Source organism: Thioalkalivibrio sp. AKL8 (assembly GCF_000380525.1).
Classification (GTDB): domain Bacteria; phylum Pseudomonadota; class Gammaproteobacteria; order Ectothiorhodospirales; family Ectothiorhodospiraceae; genus Thioalkalivibrio; species Thioalkalivibrio versutus.
Genome location: NZ_AQYF01000002.1, coordinates 35,352 through 49,539, shown reverse-complemented (window position 1 = coordinate 49,539; position 14,188 = coordinate 35,352). Strand labels below are relative to the sequence as shown.

Annotated in this window: 16 protein-coding genes; 6 read left to right on the top strand and 10 right to left on the bottom strand. The window is 63.4% G+C overall.

The features are described from left to right. Positions 1-34: 34 nt before the first annotated feature. Positions 35-946: a glycosyltransferase family 9 protein gene (locus G335_RS0100825; protein ID WP_018175623.1), complete on the top strand. Its 912-nt coding sequence runs from the start codon at positions 35-37 to the stop codon at positions 944-946. On the opposite strand, the gene G335_RS0100820 is transcribed toward G335_RS0100825, so the two are convergent. Further along, the gene (locus G335_RS0100820) at positions 943-1,350 is read right to left on the bottom strand and encodes a DUF6165 family protein (RefSeq protein ID WP_026287876.1); all 408 of its coding nucleotides are present in this window, start codon (positions 1,348-1,350) and stop codon (positions 943-945) included. The genes G335_RS0100825 and G335_RS0100820 overlap by 4 nt on opposite strands. A gap of 138 nt (positions 1,351-1,488) precedes the next feature. On the opposite strand from G335_RS0100820, the gene G335_RS0100815 reads away from it, so the two are divergent. Further along, the gene (locus tag G335_RS0100815) at positions 1,489-2,823 is read left to right on the top strand and encodes an O-antigen ligase (RefSeq protein ID WP_026304735.1); all 1,335 of its coding nucleotides are present in this window, start codon (positions 1,489-1,491) and stop codon (positions 2,821-2,823) included. 64 nt (positions 2,824-2,887) lie between these two features. Here the strand turns inward: G335_RS0100815 and G335_RS0100810 are convergent, their stop codons facing one another. Next, positions 2,888-3,994, bottom strand: a complete 1,107-nt coding sequence (locus tag G335_RS0100810; protein WP_018175620.1) for a glycosyltransferase family 4 protein — start codon at positions 3,992-3,994, stop codon at positions 2,888-2,890. A gap of 66 nt (positions 3,995-4,060) precedes the next feature. Continuing rightward, entirely contained in the window at positions 4,061-4,771 is a 711-nt protein-coding gene (locus G335_RS0100805) for an FkbM family methyltransferase (protein WP_018175619.1), read from the bottom strand. A 266-nt stretch (positions 4,772-5,037) separates the two neighbouring features. Here G335_RS0100805 and G335_RS0100800 point away from each other — a divergent pair, with 266 nt between their 5' ends. Next, the gene (locus G335_RS0100800; RefSeq protein ID WP_018175618.1) at positions 5,038-5,709 is read left to right on the top strand and encodes a 2OG-Fe(II) oxygenase; all 672 of its coding nucleotides are present in this window, start codon (positions 5,038-5,040) and stop codon (positions 5,707-5,709) included. Positions 5,710-5,737: 28 nt separating this feature from the next. Continuing rightward, positions 5,738-6,730, top strand: coding sequence for a mitochondrial fission ELM1 family protein (locus tag G335_RS0100795; protein ID WP_018175617.1), 993 nt, complete (start codon positions 5,738-5,740; stop codon positions 6,728-6,730). A 161-nt stretch (positions 6,731-6,891) separates the two neighbouring features. Here G335_RS0100795 and G335_RS0100790 read toward each other — a convergent pair whose 3' ends face one another. Together G335_RS0100790 and lpxL are read right to left on the bottom strand one after the other, a co-directional pair. Next, positions 6,892-7,653, bottom strand: coding sequence for an FkbM family methyltransferase (locus tag G335_RS0100790; RefSeq protein ID WP_231368434.1), 762 nt, complete (start codon positions 7,651-7,653; stop codon positions 6,892-6,894). 170 nt (positions 7,654-7,823) lie between these two features. Beyond that, positions 7,824-8,753, bottom strand: coding sequence for an LpxL/LpxP family Kdo(2)-lipid IV(A) lauroyl/palmitoleoyl acyltransferase (gene lpxL / locus G335_RS0100785; protein ID WP_018175615.1), 930 nt, complete (start codon positions 8,751-8,753; stop codon positions 7,824-7,826). A gap of 20 nt (positions 8,754-8,773) precedes the next feature. On the opposite strand from lpxL, the gene G335_RS0100780 reads away from it, so the two are divergent. Continuing rightward, positions 8,774-10,072, top strand: coding sequence for a 3-deoxy-D-manno-octulosonic acid transferase (locus tag G335_RS0100780; protein WP_018175614.1), 1,299 nt, complete (start codon positions 8,774-8,776; stop codon positions 10,070-10,072). Here G335_RS0100780 and G335_RS13660 read toward each other — a convergent pair. Further along, the gene (locus G335_RS13660) at positions 10,043-10,606 is read right to left on the bottom strand and encodes a SprT-like domain-containing protein (protein ID WP_081620846.1); all 564 of its coding nucleotides are present in this window, start codon (positions 10,604-10,606) and stop codon (positions 10,043-10,045) included. The two genes, G335_RS0100780 and G335_RS13660, sit on opposite strands and share 30 nt — an antisense overlap. 110 nt (positions 10,607-10,716) lie before the next feature. Here G335_RS13660 and G335_RS0100775 point away from each other — a divergent pair, with 110 nt between their 5' ends. Then, complete coding sequence (locus tag G335_RS0100775) at positions 10,717-11,157, top strand: hypothetical protein (protein WP_018145243.1); 441 nt, start codon at positions 10,717-10,719, stop codon at positions 11,155-11,157. Between the two features lie 31 nt (positions 11,158-11,188). On the opposite strand, the gene rnd is transcribed toward G335_RS0100775, so the two are convergent. From rnd to mreC, 4 genes are all read right to left on the bottom strand, one after another. Then, positions 11,189-12,337 carry a ribonuclease D gene (rnd, locus tag G335_RS0100770; protein WP_018175613.1) on the bottom strand — a complete coding sequence of 383 codons (1,149 nt, stop codon included), beginning with the start codon at positions 12,335-12,337 and terminating at the stop codon, positions 11,189-11,191. Continuing rightward, positions 12,330-12,632, bottom strand: coding sequence for a DUF1244 domain-containing protein (locus G335_RS0100765; protein WP_018169024.1), 303 nt, complete (start codon positions 12,630-12,632; stop codon positions 12,330-12,332). The genes rnd and G335_RS0100765 overlap by 8 nt, the downstream gene beginning before the upstream one ends. An 81-nt stretch (positions 12,633-12,713) precedes the next feature. Beyond that, positions 12,714-13,205 carry a rod shape-determining protein MreD gene (mreD, locus tag G335_RS0100760; protein WP_018169025.1) on the bottom strand — a complete coding sequence of 164 codons (492 nt, stop codon included), beginning with the start codon at positions 13,203-13,205 and terminating at the stop codon, positions 12,714-12,716. Further along, positions 13,202-14,149: a rod shape-determining protein MreC gene (gene mreC / locus G335_RS0100755; RefSeq protein ID WP_018169026.1), complete on the bottom strand. Its 948-nt coding sequence runs from the start codon at positions 14,147-14,149 to the stop codon at positions 13,202-13,204. Before mreC ends, mreD begins: the two co-directional genes overlap by 4 nt. Positions 14,150-14,188: the final 39 nt, after the last annotated feature.

Below are 14,188 nucleotides of genomic sequence, written 5' to 3'. Positions count from 1 at the left end.
TCCAATTGACTCGGGAGAGTGGGGCGAAAGTCGTATGGCCAAAATCCTCGTAATCAAACACGGCGCCTTCGGCGATGTTGTCCAGGTGGATGGAGCGCTACGTGATATCCGGAAGCATCACCCGGGCGATGAACTCGTCGTGTTGACGACGCCGCCGTACCGATCGATCTTCGAGCGCTGCCCACACGTGGATCGCGTGTTGACCGAAACTCGGCCCAAGGCGCGTGAGCCCTTGCGATGGTGGTGTCTGGCGCGGATGCTGCGGGGTGAGCGTTTTGATCTCGTCTACGACCTGCAGAATTCCAGCCGAACGTCGATCTATCGCCGCTACATCCTGAATCGCGCCGCTTGGGTTTTCGGCGAGCGCAAGCGTGGCGAAGAGTCGGCCCTGTCCGCGTTCCAGCGACAGCTTGCGAGGGCAGGGTTGGACACGTCCCATACCCTTGAGCCCGACATCGGCTGGATGGCGGATGACGTCACGCCCATCCTTCAGGCAGGTGGCGTGACCGGAAAGTACCTGGTTCTTATCCCCGGATCCTCCGCTAGCCATCCCGAGAAACGCTGGCCCTATTACTCGACCCTGGCAGCCGCGATCGCCAACCGGACGGACTATCAAGTCGTCACTGTCCCCGGGCCCGATGAGATCGAGCTCTGCCGATCGATATCCGCGACGCCCTTGTTGGGCACTAACGACGAGGTGCTCGACTGGTTCGGGTTGGCGGGTGTGATGCGGGGTGCCTCCTATGTGGTCGGGAACGACACCGGGCCGACGCATGTTGCGGCCTGTCTCGGCAAGCCCGGGCTTGCCTTGTTCGGGGCGCATGCATCGCCCGTGCGTACGGGGCTGTCCCGCGCCAACTTCCGGGCTATCGAGGCGGACGACCTGAAGGAACTCCCGATGGAGACCGTGTTGCGGGAAGTGCTCGCGGACCTTCGGCCCGCCTAGCTTTTGTAGTCCGAATAGGATTTTTCCTCGACAATCGCCGAGTTGCAGAGTGTATTAACGGCCTTTTTGATCCGGGCGCGCTCGTCGTTGGTGATGTACACCGACCGCGCCAGCTGTACGAAGCGTTCACCGAAATCCTTTTTCGCTTCACATTCGCGGATCTCGTCCTCGATGTCCCATAGCTTGGAGTTCACTTCGCGCAGGTCCCGCTCGAGCTCTTGGACCTCGGGGCTGTGCAAACCGGCTTGCACCCAGGTCTCCTGGAGCACATTCAGCTCATGGCGAATGTTCCGGAGTTTCTCGGCATCGCTGATGCGCTCATTCTTGATCTTCAGGATCGTGATCTTGTCCAGCAACTCGCCTGCGCCTACTTCGATCGTGACTGAACCTGCTTGGTTTTGCATGGGACCCCCGAGTCATTTGCATCGGTAATTATCCCCCAGGGTTGTATGCCGTGTCATGGTGCGGCTCGGCGGCCGAGCTGCTGGGTCACGCGAGTGCCAATTTGCGCTAAGATCACGCGCCTTCGGATGGGGGTGGGCATGACTTTTCTCGCTAAGGTTCCTGGGGGCGATTCGGCGGATAGCGCGCAAGAGCGCTGGATCTTCGGTCTTGTGCTGGGGTTGGTGGGGCTGGCCTTGTTTGTTCTGCCTTTTGGGACGGGGGCATTTTTCCCATTGGCGGCACTCTCTCTCGCCGGTCTTGTTTTGATCGCTCTCAGGTTGCCCGGCTTGTGGGCGGAGCGCTGGATCCGCTGGGCATTGCTGCTCTTGTTGGCGCTCTGGGTGCCGCAGTTGGTGTCACTGACCGTGGCGGTCGATTTCGACCGAGCCCTCCGGACAGCCCTGACCTATCCATTGTTCGCGATTGCGATACTTCCTCTGCTGTGGGTTGCCCGTCGCCGTGATGTGGCTACACCCCTGTTATACGTTGTGCTGGCGCTGGCCGTATTCTGGTCGCTCGACGGGGTTTTTCAGTTTGTTACTGGTGCAAACGTGCTGGGCTATCCGTACAACGGGCGCCGGATCGACGGTCTGTTTCACCCGAACATGCGCCTTGGCATTGTGCTGGCCCACTTGCTTCCGTTCGTCCTGGAGGCATCCCGCCGGTTGGCTTCTCGCAATCGCCTGGCCGCGGTATTGCCCCTGATCGTGGTCATCGCGATTCTCCTCTCGGGTTCCAGGGCTGCCATGCTGGCGACATTGATCACGCTGGTTGCCTACGGCGCCTTTCTGATCTGGTTCTACCGCTTGCGAATTAGGACCGTGTCAGCCTTCGCCCTGGTGCTTGTGCTGGGCGTCGCGTTGGCGCTGTGGGTGTCACCGGAAACCCGGGACCGGCTGGTGGTCATCTCCAAGATGTCCGAGTTCAGTCTTGAGGGTCTGGATCAGGCGACGGCGAAGCGCGGGACGATCTGGCTTGCTTCCTGGCGCGTGGCGATGGATGAGCCGATCCTTGGCGTGGGTGTGCGAGGGGTCGAGCCGGTGGCGGAGGCGCGAGGCTACTCTGACATGCCATTCGCGCATATCCATCTGTATTTTCTTGATGTCCTGGTCTCGACCGGGGCTGTGGGATTGTTCGCCTACCTCGCGGCATTGCTAGGGATTCTTTCGGCGTTTTGGCGGCGTGCGAGAGAGCATGGGGCCGTTGATTCTCCTGATGTTCTCGTAGCCGGTGTGGCGATCTTTGTGGCTCTTAACCCCATCAACGTCCACTGGACTGTCTACAGTTCATACACGACAGCGGTTCTCTGGCTGGTGGTCGCTCTCGCGCTGGCACCGCTCATTCAATCAAGCAATCAGAGGCCCGTGCCTGAGCGCGGCGGCGAGGGGATGGGTGAGAGAACCGGGCCTGGCGCGGGTGGCCACCAAGAATGAGCAGCGCCTCCGACTGGCGTGATCGCGTGTGACCAACATGTCCACCCTCTGAGTCCGGCTTGTCTTAAAGGAGCTCTCGGTAGACGTCGAGGGTTTGTCCTTGCATCTCGTCGAGCGTAAACCCCCTAAGATGCGCTGGCCGCGGGGCGGAGCCTTTCAGCCAATCAGATATCCTGTCTGCTGCCAGTTCGGGCCTGCATGGCGGGATTGTTCCCTCGCCGAACAAAGCGGCCATCTGCTCACCCACGCCTCCGTGATCGTAGGCAATCACGGGTCGCCCCAGGGATAGAGCTTCGAGCGAGACCCGGCCAAAAGCCTCTGGCTCGCGCGAGAGCGAAAGTACCGCGAACGACATCGCCATGATCTCCCGAAGATCGGAACGCTGTCCCAGCCAGGAGATGTGGGATTCCAGTCCCCGTTCTTGGATTTCCTGGCGCACTTCGGCTTCGTAGCGCTGGCGGCGTCTTTCCGTTCCTCCCACAACAAGGCCATGGACGTGGAGGTTCCGCTTGATTAGGGAATCCATGACCTTCACGAAATCCAGTTGCCCCTTCCATCGCGTGATGCGACCGGGGAGCGTTATAAGCGCTCGATCGCGGGCGTGCGCCGGAAGGGTTTGGAAGAAGCCCTCAATCCAGTCATCGCCTGGCTTATGGCCATAAGGGAACTCACTGGGATCCACGCCTCGATGGATGACGCGAATACGTTCTGTCGGGCATGCCGGAAAGTGCTTCTGAATGTAGGCCGAGATGCTCGTAGAGACGGCAATGACGCGGTCCCCGCGGGTCATAATCGAGCTGTATCGGCCGGGGCTGTAAAACCCGTGGAAGGTCGTGACCAGGGCCGGGCGTTCAGTCCGGGGCATGCCCTGTAACGCGCGCCATACGATCCATGCGGGTACGCGGGAGCGGACGTGTACCAGGTCTACTTCCTGTTCGCGTATGAAGTTGCGCAGCGGGCGCACCAGGCGCAATGACCGCAGGGACTTTTTGCCCACCGGCCAGGTGAAGTGCTGGCTCCCTTCGGCTTCCAGCGAAGGAGCCATGCTGCCCCCGCCGGACATGACCAGGGAGCGTTCTCCTGCATCCTGGATGGCACGAGCCATTTCCAGGGTACCGCGTTCCACGCCGCCGGATTCCAGGGCGGGCAAGACTTGCAGAATAGTTGCCATGGGGCTGGCTTCCTCGTGGAGTAGTGCGTTTCTTTGCGCTAATTGTTCTGGTGCCCGAGGTCGGGTCTAACTCAGGTACAGGATCGAGTTGGACCGTGAGCGGCTCTGGATTTGGTAACCATGCTCCCGAAGCAGGGCCAGGACGTCTTTTTCCCAGATGTGCCCGTGACAGCTTTCTATAACGATGCATCTAGGATGCAGCGATGGAGCCGCGTCCCGGAAAAACGGTTCCAGGGCCTGGTACTCGTATCCTTCGATGTCGATCTTGAGGCCGTCGATGCGTTCGATTCCGGCATTGGTGAGTACATCCAGAAGGGGCTCGGTCTGGACCTCAACCGTGTTGCCCCGTGACTGTTCCGACGGATTGAGCGAGGCGGAACCCAGTCCTTCGGCCAAGCGCAGCATGGCGGTACCGTTTGGGCCAATGGCCAGCGGGAGGGCTTGAATTGCCTCGGCAAAGCGATTGCATTCCAGGTTGAACAGAAGTCGACGGAATGTCGGAGGGTTGGGCTCAATGGCTAGGACCTGGCGTGCCCCGGCGGCCGCCACGTGCAGGCTGTAGTACCCGGTGTTGGCGCCGATATCGATGAACGTGCCTTCATCGCATGCGTTCGCGAGATGCTCCAGTTCCTCGCGGTCGTAGACCTTCGATGAAAGGAGTATTTTCGCGTCGGTGACATTGTCCCGAACGTTGAGCCGATACCGGATGCCTCGTCGTTCGATATCGACGGTGGTTGGAAGGCGGCTGTTCCAGAATCTTCTGAGCTGGCGCGACAACGTGCCTCGTGCCAGCCCTAGACGCACGATCCAGAGTAAGGCGTGGGCAAACCCCTTGGGGCGATATGTGCCAAACGGGGTTGTATCAGGGTCCGATAAGGGCCCGTCTGAAGGTGTCATGGCGTTGGCCTGGGTAACGGTGGATCTTTGGGGGTGCGATATCGGAATTGTCGCCAGTCTAGCAGCCTGTTTGAACGCTGTTTTTTGTGGAATCCCCCTGGTTTGCACTACACTGTGCGGCGTTGTTGAATTTAGTGGAAAAAGAAATGGATACCGCCGCTGAAGTGGCAAGTCAGGTCGAGGCGTCGCTTCGGCGCGCGCGGTCGGAGGCGTATCCGTATCGGCGGTGGTATCCGCAGGCGATACTGCCCGAGGCGGCGGCGCGCGCGGTGGAGGCGCTGCCGTTCGAGCCGCCCGCGATTGGTGACACCGAGGGCAAGCGTGAGACGCACAACAGCTCGCGGCGCTTCTTCGACGTCGAGAACCGGCGGGCCTCCGATGTGTGCGAAAGCGTTGCAGCGGCGTTCGAGAGCCCGCAGGTGCTGGATGCGATCTACGAGGTGTGCGGCGTGGACGTCAGCGGCAACTACCTGCGCATCGAGCATTGCCTGGATACCGAGGGTTTCTGGCTGGCACCACATACCGATCTTGGCGTGAAAAAATTCACCATGCTGCTGTACCTGTCCACCGATCCCGGTTACGAGAACTGGGGCACGGACGTGTACGTGGACGCGGACACGCACTACGAGACGGCGCCGGGCACATACAACAGTGCGTTGGTGTTCGTGCCGGCCGACAACACCTGGCATGGCTACCACCTTCGCCCCCTGGAAGGTGTGCGACGCTCGTTGATCATCAACTATGTGACCGAAGAGTGGCGCAACCGCCACGAACTGGCCTCTCCCGACACACCTGTGCAGCGCCGCGTGCCGGCGTGACCGCAGGCCAGGCGACGAACGCTTCATTGTGACCGAGGCTTACTGCTGGACACTGACGACCGGCGAGGCCGGGATGACCAGTCAGGTCCGTGGCCTGGCCGAAGCCGTGGGGCTGCCCTACGAACACAAGACAGTGGGGCTGCGTCCGCCCTGGCGCTGGATGCGCGGTTCCTTCGCGCCCGGCGTATTGCGAGGGCTCACCTCCGATAGCGATTCCCTGGCGCCGCCCTGGCCGCGCCTCTTGATCTCCTGCGGGCGCCGCAGTGCCACGGTGGCCGTGGCACTCAGGCGCGCCAGCGGGGGTGCCATCATGACCGTGCATATTCAGGATCCACAGATCGCCCCGCGGCATTTCGACTGGGTGGTGCCGCCGCGCCACGATGGGCTGACCGGCCCGAACGTGATCGCGACGCGCGGCGCCCTGCACCGGGTGACGGCCGAGCGGCTGGAGGCGGCGCGTGCGGACCTGGGGGATGCCTGGGCTGCATTTCCCCGGCCCTGGATCGCGGTGCTGATCGGGGGCGCCACCCAGCGGGGAGATCTGGGCCAGGAGCGGCTGGATGCCCTGATCCGTGACCTGCGTTCGGCGGCCGGAGCCTCTGGGGGTAGCGTGCTGGTGACCCCTTCGCGGCGTACGGGCGAGGCCAGTACCCGACGACTGGTGGAGGGGTTGGCGGATGTCCCGGGGTTTGTCTGGGGCGGGCAGGGAGAGAACCCCTTCATGGCGATGCTGGCAACGGCCGACCACATCGTGGTCAGTGCCGATTCTGTATCCATGGTCTCGGAAGCGGCGGCGACCGGTGTGCCGGTGTACACGGTGGCCCTGGGGCCACTCGGTCGTCGCCTGCAGGCCTTCCATTCCGCTCTGGAGGCGGAAGGGGTAACCCGGCCATTCACCGGCGCGCTTGACCAGTGGGCCTACACGCCAGTGAATGACACGCCGAAGGTGGCGGCACGTATCCGCCGCGAACTGGGGCTAGAAGCTGGTGCCGCACCAGAATCCGTGTCTCTCTCGCCGTGATTTCTAGGTGGGGTGTCCACGGGGTTTTCCGGAAGTGTCAATTTTTGGCTTGTGGCCACGAAAACTGAGGGCCGGAGAAAAATACCAGCTCCAAAATTGGACAGTCTATCCGCTTGTGTCCAATAGAGAGGTCGTACGGGGGCGCTTCGGAGCCACCCGGGCTACTTTTCGGCTCGTTCCGGGTAGAAGAGGTAGTCCTCCTCTCCCTCGATCAAACCCTCGACGGGGCGCTTTTCTCCTGACCTTTCGATCACGGCGGCTCGATAGCCGAGGTTGGTTAGGAAATCGAACACTGTCTCGGGTTTGTACCCCATACGTGCGGTGGAAGTGGAAATCAGCTCACAGTAGACATGAGGTTGAAGCTCTTTCAAGGTCTTTTCTGCGCCCTGGAGGATCTGGAATTCGGCCCCCTCCACGTCCATCTTGACGAAGTCGAGGCGCGCTAGCCCTTGCTCGGCTACATAGGCATCCAGGGTGAGGGTTTCCACGGGCTCCACGATGTAGTCTCGCCGCACCTCGTCGCCAAAATGCGCAAGTCCGATACCCAAGCGCCCGGATTCCTTTATGGGAATGCTTAGCTTCATGTGCCCCGCCTGATTTGAAAGCGCGCGTGATTCGATATGGACGTTTTGGAATCTATCGACCACTCGTTCGAGGATGGAGCGAGTGTATGGTACCGGCTCGAAGCAGTGGACCATGCAGCTGCCGTTGTGGATCACGGCGAACTCTTTGGCCAGATAGCCAAAGTGTGCGCCAACATCAAAGATTACCCCTCCCTCGGGAATGAAGCCTGCAAGGCGACGTACTCGTGGGCGCTCCTTGGGGTTCTGGCGGGCCTTGAGATAATGCAGCCACCAGGCAAAGCGCTGGCGCAAGTGGGAGTAAACAGCCTCTTTGGGCAATTCCATCGCTTCGTTATCCATTAGGGTTTGGGTAAGGAGTACGGCCAGCACCTTTGCGGGTGAGTGCCGGAGTTGGAGCCTTCCGGAGGGGCTCTTGCAATGGCCCGGGCAGTATAACGGCAGGCGGCTCGCCATGATCATTGTGGCTGGCTTATTGTCTCCTGCTCGGAGGCAGCCTTCGAGATTCCACGCTAGGGCGCGTAGGGGTCGGGCAGGCCCGCGCGTTTCTTGAAGCGCTTGTGGGTCCAGAAGTACTGCCCCGGGGCATCCATCACGGCTTCTTCGATGATGTGGTTGATGCGCAGGGTGTCGGCGTGGGCGTCCTCGGTGGGGAAGCCCTCTACCGGGGGGTGGATGGTCACGACGTAGTGGCCGTCTTCGCGCCGGTAGCCGAAGAAGGGGAGGACCGGGGCGCCGCTGACCCGGGCGATGCGATGCGTGGCGGTCTGCGTGTTCGCGGGTTCGCCGAAGAACGGGACCAGCTCGGTCTGGCGCCCGCTGGTGGCCTGGTCGGGTGCATACCACACCGGCATGTTCTCGCGCAGGGTGCGCAGCAGTCCCTTGACGTCGTCGCGTGCGATCACGCCGGCCGTGTGGCGGTTGCGATTGACCTTGAACAGGTAGTTGATCAGCGGGCGTTCGCTGGGGCGGTACATCGCGGCAAACTCCCGGTGCAGCGCCAGCAGGCGCCCGCAAAGCTCGAGTGTGGTGAAATGGGCGCTGACCAGCAGGGCCCCCTTGCCTTGCTCCAGTGCCTTGTCCAGATGTTCCAGCCCGTGGATTGTGTAATGCCCCTTGAGTTGCGCGTCGCGTCCCCACCAGGCCATGGCTATTTCCAGGACACCCATTCCGGCCGCCTCGAAGTGCTCGCGCAGCCACTGTTCGCGCCGTTCCGGCGGCTGGCCGGGAAAACACAGTTCGAGGTTGGTGCGGGCGATCGCGCGCCGCTTGCGGCCGTAACGGTAGAACAGCCGCCCAATGCCGCGCCCAAGCGCTTGTTGCCAGCGGATGGGCAACTGGATGACCAGCCGAGCCAGGCCGATCACCGCCCACATGGGCCAGGTGGCGGGGCCGCGGGGCGGGCGTTCGGTCGCGCTCGGATGTTCGGGGCGGGCCGTCACGGATCGGAGTCTCCCTGCGAATGACCCGCGTAGTCTACACGGCGCTGCTTGCGTTGCTGACCCCCTTGCTGCTGATCCGCCACGGACTGCGCAGTCGTCGGGCATCGGTGCGTGTGCGCCCGGGCGAGGTGATGGGGTGGGCCCCTCCGCCGGAGCCGGCGGAGATCTGGATCCATGCGGTTTCGGTCGGTGAAGTGCTGGCGGCGGAACCGCTCATTCGCCAGCTTCTGGCGCCCGGCCCGCGTCGCATCCTGGTAACCACGACGACGCCGACCGGCGCCGCGATGCTGACCGAGCGGCTCGGCGATCGCGTCATGCATCGCTTCATGCCACTGGATCTGCCCTGGCTACAGGGGCGCTTCCTGCGAGCGCTGCGGCCGCAGTGCATCGTGGTGATGGAGACCGAGATCTGGCCGAATATGCTGGCGGCGGCCCGACGGATGGGTATCCCGGTCGTGCTGGCGAACGCCCGTATGTCCGGGCGTTCGGCTCGGCGTTATGCGCGGCTCCCGCGGCTGATCACGCCGGCATTGAGCGGGTTTGACTGGATTGCCTGTCGCAATCCGCTGGACCGCGAGCGTTTCGTCGCGCTCGGGGCCGTGCCTGATCGCGTGACGGTCAACGGCGACATCAAGTTCGATATCCGCGTCGAGGAAACCGATCGTCAGGAAGTCGAGTCCCTGCGCCCGGTGGTTGATGGGCGCCCGGTGGTCGTTCTTGCCAGCACCCATGCCGACGAAGAGGCCCAGTTGCTCTCGGGACTGCGCGCACTGCGCACCGAGTATCCACGCCTCCTGGTTGTGGTGGCGCCACGCCATCCGCAGCGGTTTCCCGCAGTGGCGGACTTGCTGGAGCGTTCCGGTCACACCTTCGTGCGTCGCAGTGAAGGTCTGCCGGACGCCGCCACCCATTTCTGGCTCCTGGATACCCTCGGGGAGCTGAAGCGCTTCTTCGGGCTGGCCGATGCGGCCTTCATAGGGGGGTCGCTGGTTTCGGTGGGCGGGCACAATCCGCTGGAGGCGGTGTTGTGGCACTGCCCGGTTGTTATGGGTCCGCACGTGGACAACTTCGAACTCCTGGTGGAGCGCATGCAGGCTGCGAATGTGCTGGGGCGAGCGGCCGACGCCGACGAGGCCATTACCCGTCTTCGGGCATTGCTGGTAATGGATGAACCTGGGCGTGAGGCCTTGCGGCGCCGTTCGGCCGCTTTTATTGCGGAGCATCAGGGGGCAACGGTGCGGCTGGTTGACTATATCAACAGCCACGCGGCCCGGAATGATGGTGGCTCCTCAGGGCGCTCCGCCGTCGGCGTGCTTTAGCCATTCGCCGCATTGGCGGCACTGGTAGTGGTAGCCGCGTTTGCGAATAAGAAAGTGTCGGCGCGCGCTCAGTAGTTGAGGGCCGCAGGCGCACTCGTAGTTATATTGGCGCATCTTGCGTGTGGTCAGCGCGGTCGCATGTGTGACCCGGGGCTTTTGAAACCCCATCGCCTGCATGAACCCCCGCCATTCAGGGCCGTGGGGCCGAACCCTGCGCGCGCCGTAGGTGCGATATACCAGAGAGTGGGCGACTTCGTGTGCCACTGTTTCCGGGAAATGTTGATTCCAGTCCAGACTGAAGGCTTCCGGATTGAAGCGCAGGGTTTCCGTGTTCTTTCTCAGGCGCCACTGGCCGGCCGCCCGGCCTTTCAAGTCAAAGTGAACGGCGGGAGGATCGGATGCGCGCGTGCCCGCGGCCTGGTTATACAATCGGGCGACCTCTTCTCGTATGAGTGTGCGGTTTTCGCCAGAAAGTGCGTGTGGTCGCTCTTGTGCCGTGTGCGCCTTATTATGATCGTTACAGCATTTATCCATGGGGTGGTACTATTCTATGGTGATCAAATGTTAGAGGCTAGACTGAATAGCCGGAAACCCTTTGGTCTTAACCTGTAATCGCATCCGTTTTAAGAACCCGGGAGTTCTGTATGAGCATGGATAACAAGAAGGCCTCCGATCTGTCGGCCGAAGAACTGTACGCCCTCGCGCGCCAGCGGGAAAAGGAAGAAGCCGAGGGCAAGGAAGCCGAACGCCGCGAGAAGCGCGAGAAGCTGATGGAAAAGCGCAAGGAGATGGTGGCACGGCATCGCAAGGAACTCGGCGAGCTCGAGCGCCAGATCCGTGAACTGGGCGGGCGCGTGGGCCGTACCGCGGGCGGCGGACGTCGCGGGCGCCGGGCCGGTGGCGAGTCCATCAGCCAGAAGCTTTGCGATATCGTCGCCACCCAGCCGGAGATGGGGATCAAGGAGATCAAGGCACAGGCCGAGAAGGCCGGCCTGGATACCAAGAACATCAGCCAGACCCTGGCCTACCTGAAGCGCCAGGGTCGCCTGACCTCGCCGCGCCGCGGGATCTACAAGGCCGCCTGACGCTACCGCTGCAGATCCGCCAGGACGGCGGTTACGGGCGGATCTGCAGCCCTTCCTCCGTACGTGTCAGCTCACCATCGCCCGCAAACCAGCGGGCGATGGTCTTTCCGGCGATCTCGTGACGCCAGCCGCTGCCCAGACGGCCGCTCGTGCCGTCGCCCTTCAGGAGTTCGATGACATCCTTGCGCTGCGCAATCGCGCCGGCGGTGATCTGGTTGCGTCGCGCGCACTCGCGCAGCAGGGCCATGCCGATGTCCGCCAGGACCTCTTCCGCCTCGGTCAGCTTCGCCTTGTCCGGTAGTTGTGGCCATTCCTCGCGGGGCAGGGCCTGGCCTTCGCGGATCGCCTCCAGCAGCTCTTCCTGACGCGGCGGCTTCATGCCGTCGGGGAACCCGCGCAATTGGTGCAGGGCGGCGGTGTCCTCCGGCGTGCGCCGGGCGATATCGATCAGGATGTCGTCGGCCAGGATCCAGCGGCGCGGGCGGTCGCTCGCCTGCGCCGCGCGTTCGCGCCAGGCGGCCACGGCCTTGAGTACGCCGCGCTCGCGCGGCTTGAGCCGCTTGGCCCCGGAGACCCGCTGCCAGGCCGCCTCGGGGTTTGGTTCGTACAGGCCCGGGTCGCTCAGGGCCTCCATCTCCGGGCGCAGCCAGTGCATGCGGTCATGGCTTTCCAGTTCGTGCAGCAGGCGCATGAACACGGTGGCCAGGAAGCGTACGTCATCGGCGGCGTAAAGGATCTGTTCCTTGCTCAGGGGGCGGCGTGCCCAGTCGGTGCGGGTCTGGCTCTTGTCGAGGTCGCGATCGAGGATCGCCTTGACCAGGTTGGCGTAGCCGATCTGCTCGCCGTGGCCGAGCATGCTGGCAGCGATCTGGGTGTCGAACACCGGGGCGGGCACGCGTCCGAGTTCGCGATACAGGACCTCGAGATCCTGCGAGGCCGAGTGGAAGACCTTGGTTACGCCGGCATCGAACAGCAGGGGTTCCAGCAGCTTGATGTCGAGTTGCAGCGGGTCGACGCAGGCGATCTGGTCCAGAGTTGCCAGCTGGATCAGGCACAGGCGCGGGTAATAGGTCTTCTCGCGCATGAACTCCGTATCCAGCGCGATCCAGTCGGTCCCGGCGATGGTGTCGAGGAAGCCCTGCAGGGCCTCCGGGCTCTCGATCAGGCCGTGATCATGCATGGGGCGATTTCTGGCTGGCCTCGAAGGCCGCCTTCTGCTCCGGCGTCGCCTCCTTCTGGTAGCGCTCTTTCCACTCGCTGTAGGGCATGCCGTAGACGATCTCGCGGGCACCCTCGTAGTCGATGGACTCGCCGCGTTCTTCGGCGGCGGCCACGTACCACTTGGACAGGCAGTTGCGGCAGAAGCCGGCCAGGTTCATCAGGTCAATGTTCTGCACGTCCTTGCGTTCGTCCAGGTGCTGCAGCAGGCGGCGCAACACGGCGGCTTCGATCTCGGTTTGCTTGTTCGGGTCCATGCAAGGCTCCTTGTTTCGGTTCGGACACAGTATGCGTGACAGTCCCGGTTTGCTTCGACCGGGATGGGGTCGGCGTTTTCCTCAGGTGAGGTGCAGCAGCCAGCGCCGACGCAGGTCGCGCAGCAGGGAGAAGATCAGGGGCCAGACCAGGGCGCTGGTGAGGACCGGCGCCCAGTACCAGAGGCTGCCCGGCGGAAATCCGGTGATGCCCTGTGGCCACAGGGCCAGAAGCTTGAACAGGGCCATCAGGATGGCGACCACCATCATCTGTTGCCAGACCGGATAGACCCGCAGGCGCGGGTGGATCTGCAGCACGATGTAGATGACCACTGCCAGGGCGATGGCGTTCTGTCCCAGCAGCTGGCCCTGCAGGGTGTCCAGCAACAGGCCGGCGACGAAGGCGGTCAGGATGCCGATGCGCGACGGGAAGGCCATGGCCCAGTAGATCAGGATGAGCGCCAGCCACTCCGGGCGCGCCGGGCGCAGGATATCCGGGACCGGCACGATGGCGAGGGCCAGAGCTGCCAGCAGGGTCAGCGCCACCGGCCAGGGGATGCCGATGGCACGGGTCACGGTGTCCCTTCGGCCGGTTCTGATTCGAGCGCGTTCGGAGCCGCCTCCAGGTCGTTGTCCAGATTGAGCGGAGCGATCGCTGAAACGGCGCCGTCGGTCCACAGCAACAGGACCTCGCGGGAGCGGTCCAGGGCCGCCAGCGGTTCGGCCTCGATGCTCAGGAATGGTTGGCCCTGTGGCCGCTCGACCGAGGTGACCCGGGCCACTGGGTAGTCGGCCGGGAAACGGCCGCCCAGCCCGGAGGTCAGCAGCAGGTCGCCGGGCTCCACATCCTCCTGCAGCGGAACGTGGCGCATCTCCAGGCGTTGCGGGTTGCCGGTGCCGACCACCAGACCGCGCAGCCCGGTGCGTGCGCTCAGTACCGGCAGCGCGTGGCTGGGGTCGGAGATCAGCAGAGCGATCGAGCTGGTCAGGCGGGTCGACAGGACCTGGCCAATCACGCCGTCGGCATTGATGACCGGCTGGCCGGCATAGACATCGTCATTGCGCCCCTTGTTGAGCACGATCTGCTGGCGAAAGGGGTCGAGATCCACGGCCAGCAGCTTGGCGATCTCGACCCGCTCTTCGGCCTGCTCGGCGGTATTCAGCAGGGCGCGCAGGCGGTCGTTCTCCAGCTGCAGGGCCTCGAAGCGCAGCTGACGCGCGCGCAGCTCGGCATTCTCGCTGCGCAGGATGCGGTTCTCGGTGATCAGGTCTTCGCGGCTGGTGAACGACTCGAACACCCGGCTGACCGCGCGGACCGGTGCGTCCACCGCGACCTGCAGCGGGTAGGTGACGGTGGCCAGGGCGCCGCGGACAAACTGCAGTTCGTTGACGCGGTGATCCAGCGCCATCAGCGCCAGGCCCAGCAGGATCACCGCGAGCAGGCGCAGAGTGGGCGAGACACCCAGTCTGAACAGCGGCTTGCTGATGGCGTGACCTCCGGTTCCGGATCGCGTCGACAAGGCAAAGCCGCTGCGGAACCCCGTCCCGTGCGGCTTTGC